Genomic DNA, 19983 nt, shown 5'->3' with positions numbered 1-19983 from the left:
ACACCACTACAACTGGCACCGACCACATAGCGGTATTGGCGGCCTTGCGCCCATGTCCCGACTTCCAGCGTCAGGAAATAACGTATTGACGCTTCACAACTAGGCGGTCTAGCGAATGCGCCAGGTGCCGCCTAAAAGATCCGTCGCACTTTGCGTTGGAGAAAATGCGCTTCGAGGATCTCGACTACCGGAGCGAGGGCGGCGTGCGTATGAGTGCTGGCGAGTTACGTGCCGAAGACGGCCAGGAAGCCGGGTGGCATTTACCCCTCGAAAGTATGTCGCGAAGCTGGCGCCATCGCAGCAATGCCGTAGTCGTGGATAGAAGCAGCAAATGATGTCAGCTCCCTCTTTCCCCCAAAAATTTCTCGGAGGTGGGGCTGCCGCCGGCCCCTTGATTTCCGGACCCTCGCTTCCGGCGATCGGTGGCCCAATTGGACGCGGAACAATAAGATCAGCGCGAAGGAGCATGGTGCACTTCGTCCGTGGCGGTCGACGGATGCTACGCGCTGCTCGGAAAAGGGACATCGGACTCCTGAAGCAAAGTTTCTGAAGACCGCTTTCGAACGGTATCCGACAATGTGTTTAGTTGTGGCCGCTGTTGGCTGTAGCATCCTTAGGCGCGGAAAAGCCCCCCGAGCCCCAACGTGCGGGTACGCTTGCCGTCAATACAGTCGAAGGCAGTAATGCAGAGAAGCACTTAGACGAAGCGCCGCACACCATACATCAGGTAAGCGACGTAACTCATTGTTTTTGTTGAGAAAAACTTTTTGTCTTGAATCGGCAGGTCACTTTTGCTCACAGATATGCAATGCAAATTATTTTAATGCACGGTTTTTGGGCGCGACATCGTTCTTTCTAGGGCGCGACCGTGCGTACATCGACCACCTCGTCATCTCAACAACAAATGAAGCAACTGACCGAAGCGAACCGCCGTGCCAAAGCTGATGCGCGCCTCATTGCGTTGGATTGGGGGACATCCTCGCTACGGGCGATGTTGCTTGGCGCGGATGCCGCTTTGCTCGACGCGCGCGTTGCCCCACTGGGGATCATGCAGATCGGCGAGGGTGGTTTTGAAGCGGCGTATCGTTCGATGGTTGCCGACTGGCTGGCTGAAGCAAAGCTTCCGGCCATTGCTGCCGGGATGGTGGCGAGTGCGCAAGGTTGGCTAGAGGCGCCGTATTGCCAAGAGACGGCTGGCGCGCGCGAACTCGCTGGTCGACTGGCTAAAGTCGCGTTGTCTGATGGCGGGGCGTTGCACCTGGTGCCGGGGGTTTCGCTGACGGAGCCGCGGGCCGAAGTCATGCGTGGCGAGGAGACCCAGGTGGTGGGCGCGCTAACACTATTCCCCCATATGCGCCGGGAAGCCGTGTTCGTACTGCCCGGCACCCACAGCAAATGGATTCGCATCGAGGATGGCTGCATCCGCGAATGCCAGACCTTCATGACTGGCGAATTGTTCGCCGTGCTGCGGCAGCATTCCATCCTTGGTCGCTTTGCTGGCGCTGGCGAGCCGGAAGCTACGGCAACCGAGGAGGAGGACTCGGCGTTCGACACGGGTGTCGAAGTCGCTCGAACCAGCGCGGGCGGCATTTCGCCACTACTGTTCTCGGCACGCGCAAAGGTACTGTTAGGACAACTCCCGAAGGCTGCCAGCCTGGCCTATTTGTCCGGGGTGCTCATTGGCGATGAACTGCGCAACGCGCTGGCCCATCCGATTCGGTCAGTTGTCATGATTGGCGACGCCAGACTGTGTGCACGTTATCGCAGGGCTGCGAGGCAGTTCGGCGTGTCGGATATGCCAGAGGTCGAGAACGCAACCCGCGTCGGACTTTGGGCGATTGCGCGCGAGGCGGGGCTGGTCAAATAAGTCAGGGCCGTCACCGAAAAGGAAGCTTCCGATGATTCAACCGTATTTGGATCGTTTTCCCCTGGTTGCCATTCTCCGGGGCGTGACACCAGACGAAGTCGTGGGGATAGGTCAGTCGTTGGTCGACCAAGGATTCACGATCATCGAGGTGCCCCTGAACTCCCCAGAGCCATTCGAGAGTATCAGGCGCCTGGCCAAGGCTTTCGGTCGTGATGTCCTCATTGGAGCGGGCACCGTCACCGAGGTGGCCCAGGTGTGTGCAATCGGTGAGGCTGGCGGGCGGCTGGTTGTCATGCCCCATAGCGACGCCGCTGTAATTCGCGCCGCGAAGGCTGCCGACATGGCTTGCCTGCCAGGGGTGGCGACGCCGACGGAGGCATTTGCTGCACTACGCGAAGGGGCGGACGGCCTCAAGGCGTTTCCGGCCGAAGTGCTACCGCCTGTTGTGATCAAAGCGTGGAGGAGCGTGCTGCCGAAACATGTCCGACTGCTGCCGGTTGGCGGGATCACGCCGCAAGCGATCTCCGCCTATATTGCCGCCGGGGCTTCTGGCTTTGGCCTTGGCTCCGCGCTATACAAGCCCGGGATGGATGCCGGCGCCGTGAGCCAAACCGCACGACAGTTTGCCGACGCCTGGCAGTCAATTCACAGCGCTGACTGACGGTTGCTGTTTGACGGTTGCAATTGCCAGCTGCGCCACGTCGAGCGACTGTGCGGGTGCCAAGCCCATCGTACGGGCCGGCTGGGCGGCCTGGCCTCGGTGGAGGATTTCGTGAGGTACAAGCAGATCACCCAAGACTTCACTCCACAACACCACTGAGCCCACCGCCGCCACTGCGTCCACTCCCACTGCCCGGAGCCCGGCCGGTGGGAGGACAGGCTGCAGGCTAGACCCGCCCCAGCCACGCCGCCGCATTCCGCCAGCGCAGCTGTTCCACGACTGCGTTCGGCAGGCCAAGCGATGCGATCCGCGCGGCGGGTTCCGGGTCCATGATCGCGAAGGGATAGTCGGTGCCGATCATCACGCGGTGGTCGCCGACCAGTTCCACCAGCGCGCGAATGGCCTGCGGGCTGTAGAGCAGATCGTCGTAGTACAGGGCGCGGGCGGCCTCGGCGGGCGCCAGTTCGATGGCGTCGCGTAAAGCGCTCTGCTTTTCCCAGGCAAACTGCATGCGGGGCACCAGCGCCTGGATCGAGCCGCCGCCGTGGCTCAGTGCGATCCGCAGCTTCGGAAAGCGCGTGAGCAGTCCGCCCGTTATCAGAGATGCCGCCGCCAAGCCAATCTCGCCCGGGAAGGCGACGATCTGTTCCAGCGCGGGCGGGCCGACCAGCCGGTCCATGCCCGCCGGCCGAAGCGGATGCACGAAGATCGCCGCGTTGCAGGCTTGCGCTGCTTCAAAAAATGGCCAGAAGCGTGGGTCGCCAATCGGTACGCCCATCACATTGCTGCCCACTTCAATCCCTGCCAGTCCCAGCTTGCCGATCGCATGATCGAGTTCGGCGATCGCCCGGTCTACATTTTGAAGCGGCGCTGCGCCCAACGCGCTGAAGCGGGCAGGGGCGCGCGCCACCATGCCCGCCAGCGTCTCGTTCAGGTAGCGCGACAGCACGGCGGCATCCTCGGTATCCATCCAGTACGACAGCAACTCCGGCATGGGCGATAGCACCTGGTGGCCAACACCGGTGGCGTCCATGTCGGCCAGCCGGGCGTCGGTGTCCCATGCGTGGTGTGACACCGTTCGATAGACCTGCCCGGAAATGACGACGTGCCGGTGGCACGGCTGCGCATCACGCATCGACGGCCATGGCACGTTGGCGCGGCTGCCGAGATATCGGGGGAATTCCGCGGGGATGACATGGGTGTGGATGTCGATGCATCCGCAAGAGGCGGCGGGATTGCTGGCGTTCATTCGGGTATCTCCTGATACGAAAGTGCGTGACAAACGGTTGCTAAAACAACTGTAGTGAGCTTTAATTCGAGCATGGATAGGTTGCTTTTGCAACAATTTAGGAGAGTAGTTCGATGGCCACAACCCAAGCTGTACTGGAACGCCCCGCTTCATCGGCGCCGGCACCGATTGCCGACACCGCCGTGCAGGCCAAACTGATGGAGGCGGTTGCCCGGCTTCGCCCGATCATTGCGCAACGCGCTCGCCAGACCGAACTCGACCGCCGTGTCTCGGCGGACATCACCGAACAACTGATCGCAGCGGGCTTGTACCGCGTGGTGCAGCCGAAGCGGTTCGGCGGACACGAACTTGGACTCGACGTCCTCCGTCGTCTGGCGTTCGAACTGGGGCAGGGCTGCACGTCTACCGGCTGGTGCTATGGCCTGAGCGCCGCGGCTTCATGGGTGCTTGGCATGTTTCCCGGGGACGCCCAGCAGGACGTGTGGGGCGCGTCGCCCGATGCGTTGATCGCCTCGTGCATCGCCCCGACCGGGAAAGCCGAACCGGTGGCTGGCGGCTTTCGCCTGCAAGGCCGCTGGAGCTTTGGCAGCAATTGCGACAATGCCGAATGGATGTCGCTTGGCGCGATGGTCCAGCAGGAAGAGGGCCAGCCGCCACGTCCGCTGTTTTTGCTGGTGCCCAAGGGGCAGTACGAGATCGTTGATACCTGGCACACGGTAGGCCTGGCCGGCACCGGCAGCAAGGACATCGCCATCGACCAACCCGTCTTCGTGCCCGAGCATCGTACCGTGGCATTCGCCGATGTCCTGGAGCAGGCCGGGCCGGGCGCCGACCTGCATACGTCGTCGATCTACCGGCTGCCCTTCCTCAGCGGCTTCCCGCCGTTGCTGGCCAATCCCGCGGTGGCCGCGTTGCGCGGCGCGCTGGACGAATTCGTCGAGGGTGTCGCGGCGCGCGCCACGCGTGGGGCGTTTGCGGGCGGCGGGCAATCCATTGCACAGTTCGGCCACGTGCAGTCGGCGGTGGCGCGCGGCGAGGCGGCCGTGGATGCCGCACAGCTAATCCTGCAGCGAGACCTGCAACTGGCGACGGACCTGGTCGCCGCCGGCACCAAACTGAGCGCGGCGCAGCGCATCACGCTGCGGCGCGGCCATGCGTATGCCGTACAGCTCTGTGTGGACGCTATTAACGAACTGTATGACGTGGTGGGTGGCACCGGCATCCAGCTGGACAACGGCGTGCAGCGTGCGTGGCGCGACATCAACGCCGTGGCGCACCACATCAGCGTCAACTGGCATGCCGTGTCCAGCATGTACGGGCAGATGCGACTCGGCTTGCCCCCGCGCGGGCAGTACTGAGGGAGCGCACGATGATCCGACACCAGAAGCTGGGCCGCATCGAGCTCAATGTGACCGATCTGCAGCGCTCGCGCCGCTTCTATGAAGACGTGGTGGGCCTGCAGTACGTGGATACCGGTAGCGAGGGCGAGGTTCGCCTGCGCTGCGATCACGATCACCACAGCCTTGTGCTGTATCCGGACCAGGCAGCAGGACTGCGCTGCGCGGGCTTCATGCTGGAAGACACCGCTCAGTTCGCGCCGTTGCTCGAGCGACTGGCGGCTGCGGGCCTGACTGTCGAGGAGGTGCCGCCCGCGACTTGCAGCGCGCGGGCGCAGGCGCGGGCGATCCGGGTCTTCGAGCCACTGGTGGGCGCCATGCTGGAGTTCTACGTGCCGGCCAAGGACTCGGCGCGGCCCTTCGCGCCGACGGTGACGCGTATCCAGCGCCTGGGCCACGTGGTGTTCAACACCCCCGATGCTGCGCGGGCCGTCGCGTTCTGGCGCGACGTGCTCAACTTCCGCGAGTCGGATTCGGTTGGCGATTTCATCACCTTCATGCGCTGCTGGCCGAACCCCTATCACCATGGCATTGGCATCGCGAAGTTCGATCGCCGGTGCCTGCACCACGTCAACTACATGGTGACCGAGATCGACGATATCGGCCGGGCGTTGACACGCCTGAAGGCAGCCGGTTCCGATGTGGTGTTCGGCCCGGGCAGGCATCCGGCGTCCGATAGCGTCTTCCTGTACTTCCTGGACCCGGATGGGCTGACCATGGAGTACAGCTTCGGGATGGAAGCGTTTCCGGAGACCTTCCCGCGCGCGCCGCGCCGCATCGAACCTTCGCCGCTGTCACTGGATTACTGGGGCTCGACCCGCGACCCGCGCTGCTTCACCGGCGCAGGCGCCAACGCCGTGCCCGTTACCGAGGAGGCCCGCTCATGAGCGCCGACGCCATGACCCCAACCATCGACAGCCGGGACCTGCGCAATGCGCTGGGACGGTTTGCCACAGGCGTTTGCATTGTCACCACCTGCACCGCCGACGGCCAGCGCGCGGCGCTGACCATCAATTCGTTCTGCTCCGTGTCGTTGGACCCGCCGTTGGTGGCCTGGTATCTGAGCGACCGCGCACCGAGCCTGCAGGCCTTCTCGGAGTCCGGGCACTTTGCCGTGCATGTGCTGACGGCAGAGCAGCAGCACCTGGCGTCGCATTTCGCCAAGCCATCGCCGGACAAGTTCGCCATCCTTGGCGATAGCGTGCGCCCCGGCCTGGGAGATGTGCCGCTACTTGACGGCGCACTGGCCTGCTTCGAGTGCCGTACCACCACTGTCGTGCCGTTTGGCGACCACGTGATGATGCTGGGTCAGGTGGAGCGGTTCGGGTATGGCGCCGAATCCCCGCTGCTCTTTCACGCCGGGCGGTTCATGGAGCGCCCAGCCGTGGTGCAGCCCTAGCACCGGGGCAAAAGCGTGTGGGCCAGTTCAGGCTGCACGTCGGTGACAACCATAAGAAATGACAATCTGGAGACAATCGTGCATGCCCCCAACCGTCCCACTCCACTGTTTCGTGGCTACTGGTGGATCGTCATCGGCTCAGTGCTCGGGCTGATCGTTGGCAATGTCACCGTGCTGCAGTTCTCGGCATCGGTGCTCATGAAGCCGATCATGGCCGAATTTGGCTGGAACCGGAGCGTACTGTCGGCCGCCGTGATGCTCGGCTCCATCTTCGCGGCTATCGCCACGCCAGTGGCCGGTAAGTTGATCGATGCCCGAGGCATCAAGCGGGTGACGCTCGCGGCCATCACCCTGTTCGCGCTGGCGATTGCGGCCATGTCGCTGGCGCCGGCAGTACCGGCCGCATTCCTCGCGATGTTCGCGTTGATGGGTTTGTTCAGCGCCGGCCAGGCGCCATTGCCCTATGCCAAGGCGATTGCGGCCGCTTTCGATCGCCAGCGCGGCCTTGCCATGGGCGTCGCGATGACCGGCGTGGGCCTCGGCGCGGCGCTGGTGCCGCGGCTGACACAGGCCTATCTCGGCCATTTTGGCTGGCGCGGTGCCTTTGTCGCGGTCGGTGCCACCGTGTTCTGTATCGCATTTCCCGCCGTGGCATTGCTGGTGCGGGATGTGTCCCGCGACGCTGGCAGCGTGGCGGCGCGTGCGCGGCCGTTGCCGGGCCTGGAGGCAAGCCAGGCGATTCGCCACAAGGACTTCTGGGTCCTGGCGGTGGTCTTCCTGTGCATCCCGATCGTCGCCAACGGGACCATCGTGCATCTCGTGCCGCTGCTGACGGATCGCGGCATTCCCCCCGGCCAGGCGGTGACCGTGTTCTCAGGGATCGGCGCATCGCTGATTGCCGGCCGTTTGCTGTGCGGCTATCTGCTCGATCGCTTCTTTGGCCCCCATGTCGCCATCGCCTTCGTCCTGCTGCCCGCCCTCGGGGTGCTGACGCTGCTTGCCAGCAGCGATGTGGCGCTGACCACGGTGGGCGCGGTACTGGTAGGCATCGGCATGGGCGCGGAGGTCGACCTAATCGCCTATCTGCAAAGCCGTTACTTCGGCCTGCGCGCATTTGGTCAGATCTACGGCTATCTGTTTGCGGCCTTCACGGTCGGTACCGGGCTGGGGCCGTTCGTGATGGGGGCCACCTACGACCTGGCAGGTTCCTACCGTCCGGCGCTGGTTGGCTTTGTCGTGGTGCTGGCCTGCGCGGCGCTGCTGCTGCTGCGCCTGCCGCGACAGTACCCGTATCCCGTCCAGGTCCCCAACGCCCCGACGAGCAGGATGACACGTCGCGTGCGACCGTGGTCTGAACGCCGTTTCCGTCCCTGTCCATCCTTTCTATCCATTCCCACCCATTTCGGAATCATCGCCTCACCATGAAGCTCGTTACCTATCTCCACCATGGCGGTACCTCCATCGGCAAAGTCGAGGGCGACCTCGTGATCGATCTGCCGCGCAACGATCCCGCGCTGCCCGACACCATGCTGGAACTGCTGCAGGCGGGCCCCGGAGGCCCTGGATCGCGCCCGCGCCGTACGCGGTGGTTTCACCGCGCCGCTATCGGCGGTGACGCTGCTGGCACCCGTGCCGAAGCCGTCGAAATACCTCGCCATCGGCATGAACTATCGCAAGCATGTGGCCGAGGCGGCCAAGGTCGGTGTCCATACGCCGCCCGCGCAGGTGTGGTTCAACAAGCAGGTGTCGTGCATCAATGATCCGTATGGCGATGTTCATATGCCCGCAGTCTCTGAGCAACTCGACTACGAGGTGGAGTTGTGCGCGGTGATCGGGCGTCGCTGCCGGCATGTGAGCCGCGAGGACGCGCCGTCCGTCATTGCGGGCTACATGGTGTGCAACGACGTATCGGTGCGCGACTGGCAGCTGGCGTCGCAGACGATGACCATCGGCAAGTCATTCGACACCTGTGGTCCCATCGGCCCGTGGATCGTCACCGCCGACGAACTGGGCGACCCGCACGCGTTGCGCCTGCGGATGTGGGTCAATGACGAACTGCGCCAGGACGATGTCACGGGCGCCATGATCCATGACATCTATGACCAGGTGGTGCATCTCTCGAAGGCCTTCACGCTGGAACCCGGCGACCTGCTGGCGACCGGCACGCCGTCGGGCGTGGGCGTGGCGATGGATCCGCCGCGCTACGTGAAGGTGGGCGACGTCATGCGCGCCGAGATCGAAGGCATCGGGCACATCGCGAACCGCGTGGTGGCTGAGCCCGCCTGACGCGTCCTCCCGTAGCGCCGCACCGCAGCACCCAAGTACCCAGCACTGCCGCCGGCCAACCGGCCTGCCATGCCTGCCTCAGCGCGGGCAGGGCGGCCTGTTGCCCGGACAACGGCACGCCGGCCGTCCAACCTCCATCCGATTACGCCAATGCATATCAAGAACGAAGACGTCAATCATCCCACGGGCGCGCGCCCGGCCAGCCCCATGCGCCGCAAGATCGGCGCGATGCTGGGCGGCTTGCTGGCAAGCCAGGCCGTGCCCGCGCGTGCGCAGCAGCAAACGCAGCCAGCCCAGCCTGCGCAGGACGGCCCCGCCGGCGTGCAGCGCATCGACGTTCACCACCATTTTCTTCCTCCGGTCTTCCGCAAGACCATGGGAGAGGAGGCGATTGGCGCGCCGGCGCCCAACCGCGTGGCGCCGCAGTGGAAGGTGGCCGATTCGCTGGGCGTGATGGACCGGCAGGGCATTACCTCCGCAGTGGTCTCGGCCCCGCCGCTGTGGATGCCCGACATGGCCAAGACGCGGCATCTGACGCGCGCCTGCAACGAGTTCGCCGCCCAGATGGTCAGCGATCATCCGACCCGCTTCGGCGTGTTCAGCGCGCTGCCGCTGCCTGACGTCGCGGCGGCGATGGCTGAAATCACCCATGCCTTTGACGTGCTGAAGGCCGATGGCATCGGGCTGATGACCAACTACGGCGACAAGTACCTGGGCCATGCCGATTTCGCGCCGATCTTCGCCGAGCTGAACCGGCGCAAGGCGGTGGTCTACGTGCATCCCACGTCCTGCCAATGCCATCGCGGCCTGCTGCCCGAACAGCCGGATTCGCTGATCGAATTCCCGCACGACACCACGCGTGCCGTGGCCAGCCTGATGTTCTCCGGTGTGGTCAGCCGCTGTCCGGACATTCGCTTCATCTTTTCGCACGCGGGCGGGACGGTGCCTTACCTCGCCACCCGCATGGCGATCCTTGGTTCGCTCGACAAGACACTTGCCAAACAGGTGCCGGAGGGCGTGATGCCGCTGCTCAAGCGCCTGTACTACGACACCGCGATTGCCGCGAATCCTATCTCGATGGCGGCGTTGTTGAAGCTGGTCACGCCCGCCAATGTCGTACTGGGCACCGATTTTCCGTTTGTTCCCGAACCGGGGACGAAGGGGACATTCGCCGGACTGAGGGAAGTCGGCTTCAGCGCCGACGAGCTGCGTGCCGTCGAAGGCGGCAATGCCGCGCGCCTGCTGTCCCGGGTGGCAAGCCAGGGGGCACGGCTGGGAGCGAGGTCGGAAAGCCAGGCCCAGAAAAATCCCTTTCCATAAAAAAACAGGAGGAGACCCATGACAATCAAACTGAGGCATCTTGCCCTCGGCTGTGCGGCGGCCATGCCGGCGCTGGCGGGTGCGCAGTCCGTGACGCTGTATGGCGTGGTGGATACCGGCGTGGAGTTCGTGAACCACGCCGGCCCGACGCAGAGCACGGTCGTCCGCATGCCGAATCTGTCCGCGTCGGTGCCGTCGCGCTGGGGATTGCGGGGGACGGAAGACCTTGGCGGCGGCCTGAAATCCCAGTTCGTACTGGAATCCGGGTTTGCGCCGGATTCCGGCGCAGCCAATTTCGGTAACCGCCTGTTTGGGCGGCAAGCCTGGGTTGGACTGTCGGGTCACTGGGGGCAGGTCGCGTTCGGACGTCAGTACACGATGATGTTCTGGGCGACGCTCGACTCGGACATCCTGGGGCCGAACACCTTTGGCTCCGGATCGCTCGACCCGACGATTCCGAACTCGCGCGCGGACAACGCCGTCTCGTACAAGGGGAAGTTCGGTGGGTTGACCGTAGGGGCGACCTACAGCTTCGGCCGCGATGCGGCGGTGGCCGCCCCCAGTCCGGCGAGCACGAATTGCGCGGGTGAAAATCCTGCCGACAAGAAGGCGTGCCGCGAGTGGTCGGCGCTGCTGATGTACGAAACCCCGCATTTCGGAGCGGCGGCGGCCTACGATTCCTGGCGTGGCGGCCCGGGCGCCTTTGGCGGACTCACCAGCAGCGGCTTCAAGGACGACAGGCTGTCGCTCAGTGCCTATACCCTGTTTGATCGCGTGAAAGCCGGAGCAGGGTGGCTGCGGCACAACAACGATGGCAATCCCGCGCCCCGTAGCGATCTGTTCTGGGTCGGCGCCGCCTATGACCTGACGCCAGCTTTCAATGTCGCGGGCCAGGTCTATCACCAGCGTTATCACGACAGTGCCAACAAGGCCTGGCTGTATGCGCTGCGCGGTACGTACAGCTTTTCGAAGCGGACGTCGATCTATGCAACGGCCGGGTTTATCAACAATGGCGGCCAGCTTGCGCAGTCGGTGAGCAGCAATCCGGGTGCGAGCGCCTCGCCCGGTGGCACGCAGCTCGGCGCGATGCTCGGCATCAAGCAGATCTTCTGAGCGCCCGGCAACGCGCTCAGGCGTCCGGGTCGTCCTGTGCTGCCTTGCGGCGGACCCGGCGCGCCACGGTGAGCTTGCGGTTGACGCCGGTGGCGTTCTGGCAATCGTCGACCAGGTTGGTAAAGATGGCTCGCAATGTCTTCAGCGTGGCGGCAAGCTCATCGGGCGAAACCCCCGCCATCGAGGCGCGTTCGATATCCCAGGCGCGCGGCGCGAGCTCCGCGACGATGGCGCCGCCCGCGGGTGTCAGCGACAGGTGGATATTGCGCTTGTCCGTTGCTGAGACATTGCGTTCGAGCAGGCCGCGTTCCTCGAGCGCGACCACCGCCCGGGAGAGATAGGAGATTTCTGCACCGGTATGGCTGGCCAGGTCGGACAGCGTCTGGTGGTCTTCGTGGCGCAGCGCCGCCAGCACGCGCCAGGCCTGCAGGTTGATGTTGTGCGGCTTCAGGTCGTCGCTGAAGCGTGCGGCAATGATGCTCGCGGCGCGATTCAGCAGGTAGCCGACGGAATGATCGAGATCGTGGTCGGGACGTTCAGTAGGCAGTGGCTGCAGCGCGGCCTTGCCCGCCTGGGTTGCTCTGCCTGGCTTGGCACCGGCGTCTGTGGCAGGACGGGACACGCGCGGCGAAGGAGAGGACTTCGGCATCGAAAGGTTCGCTTCGAACTGGTCTAAGCCGGAATGATAGCTTAAGCAACGGCTTTGCAGGCGGGCAACGATGCTGCAAGAACAGGTCGGACCGCCCGTGCCGGTCCGATCTCCCGGCACTCAGTCTGCCTCGCGGCGGCAGTATTGGTGAGTTATGCGTGCGAGCGCTGCACGTCACGCAAGGCTATTGGAACAAGCCCGAAGCGACGACTTAGCTTGCCCGGTAGCATCAAGATCGGTTTCGCCGTATTCGCGGACCATATCCGCACGCCTGAACTGCTGTTCGGGCCCATGCCGATCTGGGGAGCCGCAAAACTTCGGGGAAACTGATACTCGTCCCGTGAGGCCATGGGGCGGGCTGGCACGTGTGGGCGCAGCTGGGGTTATCGCAATCGGGCGCGCAATCAGTGGGAAATCGTCACGCCGCATTCTTGCGCTACCCCTAACAACGTCTGCAGGTCCGGGGGGCCTGGGGGGACAGCCTCGTCGATCCGCGCAAACAGGCGTGATGCGTTTCCGCCATGGCTGGTGACGGAAATCATTTCGCCGCCGCCTGTGCCAAACCGAAAGTAGTGAATCGTCCCGGCCGGCACATGGACAAATGTCCCAGCGCCGGCGGTCATCGCCGTGTCACCGTATCCGATTTCCACAACGCCCTTGATGACGTAGAACGATTCGTCCCAGTCGTGGCAGTGCGGTGGGGGTCCGCTGCCTTCGTGACCTTGCTGCAGGAAGACTTCGTAACCCTGTGTGGCGGCACTTGAAGCCAGGACCGTTATTCTCTCGCCTACGACGTTGAGGGCACGAGCATACTCGGCGGGGACGACCGCAAATGGCTCTGGCTTCATACTTTGCCTCCAGTCAGGTTTCACTGCCCCGGTCGAGTCGAGCCCGCGTTCGAACAAGTGTTGAATGGCGCGGGCTGGCATTTGCATTTGCCTTTGCCGTCGGCGTCGGAATCACTGGATCGTACGGGCAGACTGCATGACTGAGTGTAGGTGACACCCGTACCCATGGACAGGGCGCGAGCGCCGTCGGGTCGTCTCGAAAAACCTGGATCTCAATACTTGGTTTCCCGCTTTTCCTGGCGACCCTCTTGCTTTGTGTCGCGCTTGTCCTGCCTGCACTCGGCATTGCTCTTCTGGTTCTCAGCCCTGCAGTCGACCTTGCCAGAGCGTGCCTGCTGTTTGGCAGCCTGGTTTGCGTCCCGGCCTTGTTGACGCTGCTGCGATTGCTCGGTAGCGAGAGTAGCGCCAGCCATCACCAGCGGTACGGCAAAGCCGGCCAGCATCTTGCCTGCCCAACTCCAACGTCTGGATTTCACCATTTTCACGCTCCCTTGCTTGATTACGACTTTCCGCGAATGCCTGTTCGCGTGGCGCTGGGAGACGTTCCCAGACGCCGCTGCGATCACAGCAGACATTTAATATGAGGTTCGTATGGCACCCACTTCACCCATGGCTGGCTTCCTCCGGAAGTGACGCCTGCAGACCAGGCGATGCATCGGGGGATCGGGCTGACCAATTCTCCAGGCGGGCCAACCGGTACGCCGGCTCAGACCCAAGTCGAATCAAGCTCCTGCAGCAGATGTCCGGCAAGGATGTAGTCCCCGAGCCTGGCAGCCTTCTCTTCCAGGACCTCAAGTTCCTGCACGGGTAACGTTTTGAAGTCGAATTGACAGAACAGATTCCGCTGCCGAACCGTCAGTTTGGGGCGCCTCAAGCCTGCTGCGAGCGCCTCAGGGGATTTGACGGCAATGCTTTCGTGTCCGCGATACTCCACACGGATCCCCGCCTCTTCGCCCAGGCGCTTGAGCTCGGAGGTGTCTTGCCAACCCGTCTCATAGTCGAGATGAATGAGCCCAACCTCGGCAGCTTCGAGAAGATGAATGGCCTCGCCTTTCGTTGTCGCACGCGCTGTTGTCATGCTCTGTCCCCGGAATATGTCTCTGCATTGGCCCGTTAAAAATCTTTGCCGTCTTATGCTGCGGCCTGCAGGTATTTTTTGCCATACCTCCCCATGACTGCCCATCCGTCTTTTGGATGATCACGTCGATGCGAATGCACTTCTTGTTTCCATTTCGGTGGCGAAATTGGGTTCCAGTTCGGATAGGGTGGCTGCTCAAATGGGCCCAGATGGCGCCATGGGTTGCGCCGACCCGACTCGGCCTATGGCTTTCAACTGTGGAAAGCGGTCGCTCCCGACGGCTCACTTCAGGTGAAGGCAGCGCTGCTTTCCGGGTTGAAGTTCGTCATGAAGTCGATATTGAGGGCGCGGATATGTTCCGTCATGAAATCGATGAACACGCGGATACGTGTGGGCAGGTGCTGGCGGCTCAGGAAGCAGATGTAGTGGCCACGGTCGTCAGGGGCGTGTCGCGCCAGCGCGATACTTAATTCATGCCGCGCAACATGGTCGCGGATCTGGTAGCCAGCCATCTGTGCAATCCCCCATCCCTCCAGCACGGCGTGCAGTACGAGGTCTGCATCGTTGAACGTCATGCGCGCCTTGGGCATGAACTTGCGCACGATGCCGTCGACCTTGAACTCCCATTCAAAGATGCGGCCGCTGGCAAAGCGGAAGTTGATACATTCGTGGCGCGAGAGGTCGTCAAGTGACTCCGGAAGTCCGTGTCTGGCGACATAGGAAGGGGCGGCGCAGAGTGCCATCTGCATCGGGATCAGTTGCTTGGCGATGATGCTGGAGTCCTCGATCCGTCCGTTGCGAAACGCGACGTCGATTTGCTCGGAGGCAAAGTCCGTCGGCCGGTCGTCGAGCAGGAGATCGACGGCGATCTCCGGGTATGCCTTGACGAACCGGTCAAGCAGCGGTGCCACGACCTTGCGTCCAAATCCCACGGTGGCGCTGACACGCACCAGCCCCCGCGGCGGCCCTTGACGCAACTCCAGCATGTCGTTCATGGCTTCCACGATATGCGTGACGCCCTGATGACAGTTCTCGAAGAAGCGCCGACCTTCGTGCGTGAGCTGTGTTGTGCGCGTGGTGCGCAGGAATAGTCGTGTGCTCAGTTGCGTTTCGAGCTTCTGAACGTTGCGGCTCACGGCCGATCGGCCTATGCCCAAGCGCTCGCCAGCCTTGGCAAAGCTGCCTTCGCTGGCCACGGCCATGAACGCCATGATCCCCGCGTAGCTCGCGGCGAAGCTCGTCGATAGCGCGTCCGCGCGATTCGGCAGGCTGAGCCGGAAACTGCGATCTGATTTGTCCGCCTGTTGCGTCGATTCCATTTTCTTCCCCCCAATGCACATCACTGCCGGCAGTTGGCCTTATCACGGCCTGCTGGCCGAACATTCATATTCGCCTCGGCAATCACCCCATCCGCAAGTCTTGCTCCGGCAGCCAGGTGCGCGACGGGGTGTTGCGTTCCAGACGTCTTCGCAATTGGCGATATACGTTCCGGTTCCACCAAACGCGTGGCGACGGCCGGAGGGGAGCCGGCGGTGGTTTCGCAGATTCACGGCTACCTTGCTGTGGCTCCGGACGCTGCCTGAGGCTCGCGGGGCAGGCGTACCTGAAAGCATGCGCCGCCTTCGGCGCGGCGTTCCGCGAGAATGGTGCCACCGTAGTCGGTCACGATGCGATGGCAGATCGCCAGTCCCATGCCCATCCCTTCAGCCTTGGTCGTGTAAAAAGCATCGAACAGGTGCGGCTCGGCGTCGGTAGAAAAGCCGCAGCCGCAATCGCTGACGGCCACGATGGCGTCGTGCGCATCGGCCGACAGATCGATGATCATTTGGCGACTTTGCCGTGGTGTATCCGTCATGGACTCCATCGCATTGACGATCAGATTGACAAGGAGCTGATGCAGTGCGGTACGGTCGGCCACGACGACGATGTCATCACCGGGCAGTCGTGGCACGACGTTTATCCCTTGTTGCTGTAGGTCGTCGTCAAGCCAGTGCAGCGTGTCGCGCAGGATCTTCGCGAGCAGAACGGGCTGACGAGGTCTTGCGGTTGGCGAAGCCAGTGCCTTGAGATCGGCCAGCATGATGCCGGCGCGCTGCGCGTCGGCCACGAGCCGTTCGAGCGAGGCTACCGCCGCGTGCAGGTCGGGCGGATCCTGTCGCAGCCAGCGCAGCGCCGACTGACCACGCGTCGCCGCCGATGCCACCGGCTGCACCACATCGTGGACGATCATGGCGACGCAACGTCCCAGCACAGCCAGCCGGTTGGTGTGCAGCGCATCGCGTGGCCCGGACCCGGCGGAAGATCCTGCCCCGGTGGCGGCTCGCGGCGTCGCTGCTGTGGACACTGGCTCGGCAACCATGGCTATACGGTCAGTGCGGCCTTGGCCAACTCCGCACGGCCGGCGGATAGCTGCAACGCGACACGGGCTACCCGTGCGCCCAGGTAGGCCGAGGTTTTCAGGTCTGCTGCCGTCGCGCCGACATCTGCTCCGACGTCAGCATCGGACTGTGCAGCGGCTCCGAGAAAATACCCGTGCCGATTCATGCTCTCTTCGCTCGACGTGGAATTGTCATGTCCCGGCGGCAGGCCAAGATTTATCCAGTGCATGCCGAGTTGGGCGGCAAAGATGGCGAGTTGTTGCAGCGTATTGAGCTTGTCGCCTGAGCGCGATGCGGCGTTGGTAAAGCCTGCGGCAAGCTTGTCCTTCCAGGCGCTCCGGGGCAGGACCGTTTGCGCCGATGCATCCATGAATGCCTTGAACGGCGCCGACGCGCTGCCCATGTACGTGGGCGCGCCGAAGATGATGGCATCCACGGATTCGAGCTGGCGCCAGTGAGCATTGATGTCCTCCACGGGGATCAGCGTGCTGCGCACCCCCATCACACTACCGGCGCCGGCGTGTACCGCTTCGGCCTGCCTGCGCGTGTGTCCAAAGCCGCTGTGGTACACCACCGCGACGCAAACTGCATGTGTCATCTCTTTTCTCGCTATCTGATTGGCTGCCGGCATTGCTGACGGCCCCATGGGCCGACCTCGACTTGATGTTAATGAGCGCTTAATCGACCGTAAATGACAGCGTTCCCGGTTTTTCTGCCAGACTGCCAGTCGTCGGGGTCACGTCACGCGAACGCCGTTCAGGATTGGTGCATTCATGGAAACGGCGCCGCCCTCAGGGAGGTCTTGTGACGCGTCCGACTACCTTCTAGACTTGCGGCCACATTGCCCTGTCGCTACGCCACTCGCCGGCAGGCGCCGTCGCGGGATGCCCAGCCTATGCCGGTGGGTTGTGGGATGGCCACAGGATGTGACATACAAAAGCCGAACGATGACAGCACTTCCAATGCTTGATCCCGTCCCGCAGCATTTGCCTGGCATGCATCAGGTACAGCCTTCGAGCAACGTGCCGCGCGGGTTTCGCCGTTGTTGTTCGCTTCGAGGGGGCGCCGGCGCCGGCATTTGCCAGCCAGAGGCGGCGTATTCCGGAACTGACGAGGGACAGGCATGCCGGGCCGAATTCGCCGCAGTGCAGCGGCGAATACTGGCCGTCGTGATGCAACGGGTGTGCAGGCTTGCGCGGGATTGTCCCTTTGACATAGCATCGCTCGACTACCGCAATACCTCTCATGCTTCAACATCAGCCGCCCACCGCCTCAGGAAACATTGAAGACATGCCGCGCAACATTCTGTTCGTGGCGTATCCAGATGTCAGCCTGCTTGACCTTGCCGGACCCCAGACTGTGTTCTGGGCCGCGTCCAACTACGCCCGGGCGCGGGGGTTGGCAGGATATCGGTGTCTGACGACGAGCTTCTCAGGCGGTATGGTTGCAACGGTGGAGGGCACGTCGATGAGTTCGGTGTCCCTGGCGTCGTTCGACCTGCGGGTCATCGATACCGTGATCGTGCCGGGATCGCCGACAATCCTCGAGGTGGCAAAGAACGAGACGGCGTTGATCGAATGGCTGGCCAACGCGTCGGGCAAGATCCGCCGCATGGCTTCGGTGTGCAGCGGTGCGTTCCTGTTGGCGTTCGCGGGCTTGCTGGATGGCAAGCGGGCTACCACTCATTGGGCCATGCTCGACCGATTCCACGAATTGTTCCCCACGGTGGACCTCGACCCCGAAGCCATTTTCGTGCAGCAGCAGAACCTCTGGACGTCGGCGGGCGTGACCACAGGCATTGACCTGGCCCTGGCCATGGTGGAAGCCGACTACGGGCACGAGGTGGCACTCAATTCCGCAAAGGAGCTGGCGGTCTACATGAAGCGACCCGGGGGCCAGCCGCAGTTGAGCGAGATGCTGATTTCCCAGAGCCGGCAAGTGCCCGTATTCGAGTCCCTGCACCTGTGGATCGTGCAGAATCTCTCCACACAGGAGTTGTCCGTCGAGCAGCTTGCCGAGTATGTCGGCATGAGTCCGCGCAACTTCGCGCGCGTGTACAAGGATAAGACCGGCCGCACGCCGGCCAAGGGTGTGGAGCATTTCAGGCTCGAAGCGGCACGGCGGCAGTTGCAGGACCCGGGCAGGCCCATCGACGTCATCGCGCGCGAGTGCGGGTTCGGCAGCGAAGATCGCATGCGTGTGACGTTCCAGCGCCACTTCGGACTGTCGCCGAGCGAATACCGGCTGAAGGTCAACCGTTAGGGATGCTCCCATTCGCTGGGCGGCTCACCCCCGAATCCGATTGATGCAAAACAGGAAACACCGTGGATCTGGCACCGGTCTGGTGCCAGATCCACGCCGCACCTAGCATGTTGGAACGTGGACAAGCGCCACTTACCTGCATGGAGATGCATCATGAAGATTGTTGTCATAGGCGGTACCGGCTTGATCGGCAAGAAGGTGGTGGCGCGGCTGTCCGCGCAGGGGCATGACGTGCTGGCCGCCTCGCCCGGCACCGGCGTCAATGCATTGACAGGCCAGGGGCTGGCACAGGCGCTCGTCGGGGCGGAAGTGGTGGTCGATGTCGCGAACTCGCCGTCATTCGAAGACCAGGCGGTGCTGCACTTCTTCGAGACATCGGGCCGGAACCTCGCGGCGGCCGAAAAGGAGGCCGGCGTGGCGCACCATGTTGCGCTATCCGTAGTCGGTACCGACAAGCTGGCGCAAAGCGGGTACTTCCGCGCCAAGATCGCGCAGGAAGCATTGATCCGGGCAGCCGGCATTCCCTACACCATCGTGCGGTCGACGCAGTTCCTCGAATTCCTTGGGGGCATTGCGCAGTCGGCGGGGCAGGTGGAAACAATCCGTCTCACACCGGCATTGATCCAGCCGATCGCCTCGGACGATGTGGCGCATGCGGTAGCCGATGCGGCGCTGGCCGCCCCGCTAAATGGCATGGTCGACATCGCCGGCCCGGAACGCTTCCGTCTGAGCGACCTTGTACAGCGGTATCTCCAAGCGATCGGGGACGTGCGTACCGTTGCTGCGGATCCGACCGCACTTTACTTCGGCGCCGAGCTCCAGGAAGGCACGCTCGTCCCGGAAGGCGAGGCGAGGCTCGGACGCATCCGTTTCGAGGAATGGATTGCTCAACACCTGCAAAAGTGAGCCGGAGGCGATGATGGATCACGAGAGGTTGCAGCCTCCATCGCTGACACTGCTCGACAGATACCGGGGTGAGGGATTCACCTCGCTCTATACAACAACCGTTACGGTGTCCGGAGGAGAGGCCGCGCATGGCCGGGCCTCTGGCACTGCCAGGTCTGACGATGGCAATCTGATCCTCGACCTGCGGTTGCCTGCGGCGTTGGGCGGTCCAGGTAACGGGACCAATCCAGAGCAGCTTTTCGCCGCGGGCTACGCGGCGTGCTTTCACGGGGCGCTCAGTCTTCTTGCACAGCGCGCGCAGGTGGACATGACGCAGACGACAGTTGCCGTCGTGGTGTCGTTCGGCCGGGATCCGGCCGACGGCGGATACGCGCTGATTGCCGAGATTCGCGTGCGTATGCCCGGCGTGGAGCGGAATCTGGCCGAAGAACTCGTGCGCAACACTGAGCGGCTTTGCCCGTACGCCAAGATGGCCCGGGCAGGCATTCACAGCATCGTGAGCGTGATCGACTGATTGCCGGCGGGCTCGTCGTGCCGATCGGTTGCGATTGGTGTCCGCGCGGCAACAGA

General features: G+C 63.4%; 20 protein-coding genes and 1 pseudogene. 13 read left to right on the top strand and 8 right to left on the bottom strand.

All coding sequences use genetic code 11. The features are described from left to right. From A9J21_RS31415 to A9J21_RS06955, 3 genes and pseudogenes are all read left to right on the top strand, one after another. A pseudogene (locus A9J21_RS31415) lies at positions 1 to 103 on the top strand (IS481 family transposase); the annotation flags it as partial. Between the two features lie 801 nt (positions 104 to 904). After that, complete coding sequence (locus A9J21_RS06960) at positions 905 to 1867, top strand: 2-dehydro-3-deoxygalactonokinase (RefSeq protein WP_066733231.1); 963 nt, start codon at positions 905 to 907, stop codon at positions 1865 to 1867. A gap of 31 nt (positions 1868 to 1898) precedes the next feature. Beyond that, positions 1899 to 2528: a 2-dehydro-3-deoxy-6-phosphogalactonate aldolase gene (locus A9J21_RS06955; RefSeq protein WP_066733226.1), complete on the top strand. Its 630-nt coding sequence runs from the start codon at positions 1899 to 1901 to the stop codon at positions 2526 to 2528. Positions 2529 to 2754: 226 nt separating this feature from the next. On the opposite strand, the gene A9J21_RS06950 is transcribed toward A9J21_RS06955, so the two are convergent. Beyond that, positions 2755 to 3777, bottom strand: a complete 1023-nt coding sequence (locus A9J21_RS06950) for an amidohydrolase family protein (protein WP_066733225.1) — start codon at positions 3775 to 3777, stop codon at positions 2755 to 2757. Positions 3778 to 3890: 113 nt separating this feature from the next. Here A9J21_RS06950 and A9J21_RS06945 point away from each other — a divergent pair, with 113 nt between their 5' ends. The 7 genes from A9J21_RS06945 to A9J21_RS06915 all read left to right on the top strand — a co-directional run bounded on the left by A9J21_RS06945 (position 3891) and on the right by A9J21_RS06915 (position 11292). Next, positions 3891 to 5135, top strand: coding sequence for an acyl-CoA dehydrogenase family protein (locus A9J21_RS06945; protein WP_066733224.1), 1245 nt, complete (start codon positions 3891 to 3893; stop codon positions 5133 to 5135). 11 nt (positions 5136 to 5146) lie between these two features. Next, positions 5147 to 6061 (top strand): VOC family protein, encoded by a 915-nt coding sequence (locus A9J21_RS06940; RefSeq protein WP_066733221.1) that lies wholly within the window; start codon positions 5147 to 5149, stop codon positions 6059 to 6061. Next, positions 6058 to 6573: a flavin reductase family protein gene (locus A9J21_RS06935; protein WP_066733219.1), complete on the top strand. Its 516-nt coding sequence runs from the start codon at positions 6058 to 6060 to the stop codon at positions 6571 to 6573. The genes A9J21_RS06940 and A9J21_RS06935 overlap by 4 nt, the downstream gene beginning before the upstream one ends. A gap of 78 nt (positions 6574 to 6651) precedes the next feature. Beyond that, on the top strand, positions 6652 to 7998 hold the full coding sequence (locus A9J21_RS06930) for an MFS transporter (protein ID WP_231906842.1): 1347 nt from the start codon (positions 6652 to 6654) through the stop codon (positions 7996 to 7998). Between the two features lie 186 nt (positions 7999 to 8184). After that, positions 8185 to 8859, top strand: a complete 675-nt coding sequence (locus A9J21_RS06925) for a fumarylacetoacetate hydrolase family protein (protein WP_231906841.1) — start codon at positions 8185 to 8187, stop codon at positions 8857 to 8859. Between the two features lie 150 nt (positions 8860 to 9009). Beyond that, positions 9010 to 10179 carry an amidohydrolase family protein gene (locus tag A9J21_RS06920; protein ID WP_066733217.1) on the top strand — a complete coding sequence of 390 codons (1170 nt, stop codon included), beginning with the start codon at positions 9010 to 9012 and terminating at the stop codon, positions 10177 to 10179. 24 nt (positions 10180 to 10203) lie between these two features. After that, positions 10204 to 11292 carry a porin gene (locus A9J21_RS06915; RefSeq protein ID WP_066733260.1) on the top strand — a complete coding sequence of 363 codons (1089 nt, stop codon included), beginning with the start codon at positions 10204 to 10206 and terminating at the stop codon, positions 11290 to 11292. 16 nt (positions 11293 to 11308) lie between these two features. On the opposite strand, the gene A9J21_RS06910 is transcribed toward A9J21_RS06915, so the two are convergent. The 7 genes from A9J21_RS06910 to A9J21_RS06880 form a co-directional block, all read right to left on the bottom strand. Beyond that, positions 11309 to 11941, bottom strand: a complete 633-nt coding sequence (locus tag A9J21_RS06910; protein WP_082926280.1) for a MarR family winged helix-turn-helix transcriptional regulator — start codon at positions 11939 to 11941, stop codon at positions 11309 to 11311. Between the two features lie 404 nt (positions 11942 to 12345). Next, positions 12346 to 12789 carry a cupin domain-containing protein gene (locus tag A9J21_RS06905; RefSeq protein WP_066733256.1) on the bottom strand — a complete coding sequence of 148 codons (444 nt, stop codon included), beginning with the start codon at positions 12787 to 12789 and terminating at the stop codon, positions 12346 to 12348. A gap of 212 nt (positions 12790 to 13001) precedes the next feature. Further along, complete coding sequence (locus A9J21_RS06900) at positions 13002 to 13268, bottom strand: hypothetical protein (protein WP_066733215.1); 267 nt, start codon at positions 13266 to 13268, stop codon at positions 13002 to 13004. A 227-nt stretch (positions 13269 to 13495) separates the two neighbouring features. Beyond that, a complete protein-coding gene (locus A9J21_RS06895; RefSeq protein ID WP_066733212.1) occupies positions 13496 to 13867 on the bottom strand; it encodes a PHA-granule associated protein 4 in 372 nt (123 codons plus the stop codon). A gap of 287 nt (positions 13868 to 14154) precedes the next feature. Beyond that, positions 14155 to 15186: a LysR family transcriptional regulator gene (locus tag A9J21_RS06890; RefSeq protein WP_066733211.1), complete on the bottom strand. Its 1032-nt coding sequence runs from the start codon at positions 15184 to 15186 to the stop codon at positions 14155 to 14157. A 233-nt stretch (positions 15187 to 15419) separates the two neighbouring features. Next, positions 15420 to 16097 carry a sensor histidine kinase gene (locus A9J21_RS06885; protein WP_066733210.1) on the bottom strand — a complete coding sequence of 226 codons (678 nt, stop codon included), beginning with the start codon at positions 16095 to 16097 and terminating at the stop codon, positions 15420 to 15422. Positions 16098 to 16228: 131 nt separating this feature from the next. After that, positions 16229 to 16876: a flavodoxin family protein gene (locus A9J21_RS06880; RefSeq protein WP_404851350.1), complete on the bottom strand. Its 648-nt coding sequence runs from the start codon at positions 16874 to 16876 to the stop codon at positions 16229 to 16231. 614 nt (positions 16877 to 17490) lie between these two features. Between A9J21_RS06880 and A9J21_RS06875 the strand changes: the two genes are divergently transcribed. The 3 genes from A9J21_RS06875 (at position 17491) to A9J21_RS06865 (ending at position 19927) form a co-directional block, all read left to right on the top strand. After that, a complete protein-coding gene (locus tag A9J21_RS06875) occupies positions 17491 to 18507 on the top strand; it encodes a GlxA family transcriptional regulator (RefSeq protein WP_066733208.1) in 1017 nt (338 codons plus the stop codon). Between the two features lie 153 nt (positions 18508 to 18660). Continuing rightward, positions 18661 to 19413 carry an SDR family oxidoreductase gene (locus A9J21_RS06870; RefSeq protein ID WP_066733207.1) on the top strand — a complete coding sequence of 251 codons (753 nt, stop codon included), beginning with the start codon at positions 18661 to 18663 and terminating at the stop codon, positions 19411 to 19413. A gap of 13 nt (positions 19414 to 19426) precedes the next feature. Continuing rightward, the gene (locus tag A9J21_RS06865; RefSeq protein ID WP_066733252.1) at positions 19427 to 19927 is read left to right on the top strand and encodes an Ohr family peroxiredoxin; all 501 of its coding nucleotides are present in this window, start codon (positions 19427 to 19429) and stop codon (positions 19925 to 19927) included. Positions 19928 to 19983 lie beyond the last annotated feature (56 nt).

It is taken from the genome of Cupriavidus sp. D384, assembly GCF_001652915.1.
Classification (GTDB): domain Bacteria; phylum Pseudomonadota; class Gammaproteobacteria; order Burkholderiales; family Burkholderiaceae; genus Cupriavidus.
The sequence above is the reverse complement of the archived record's forward strand: the minus strand, read 5'-3'. Positions and strand labels throughout refer to the sequence as shown.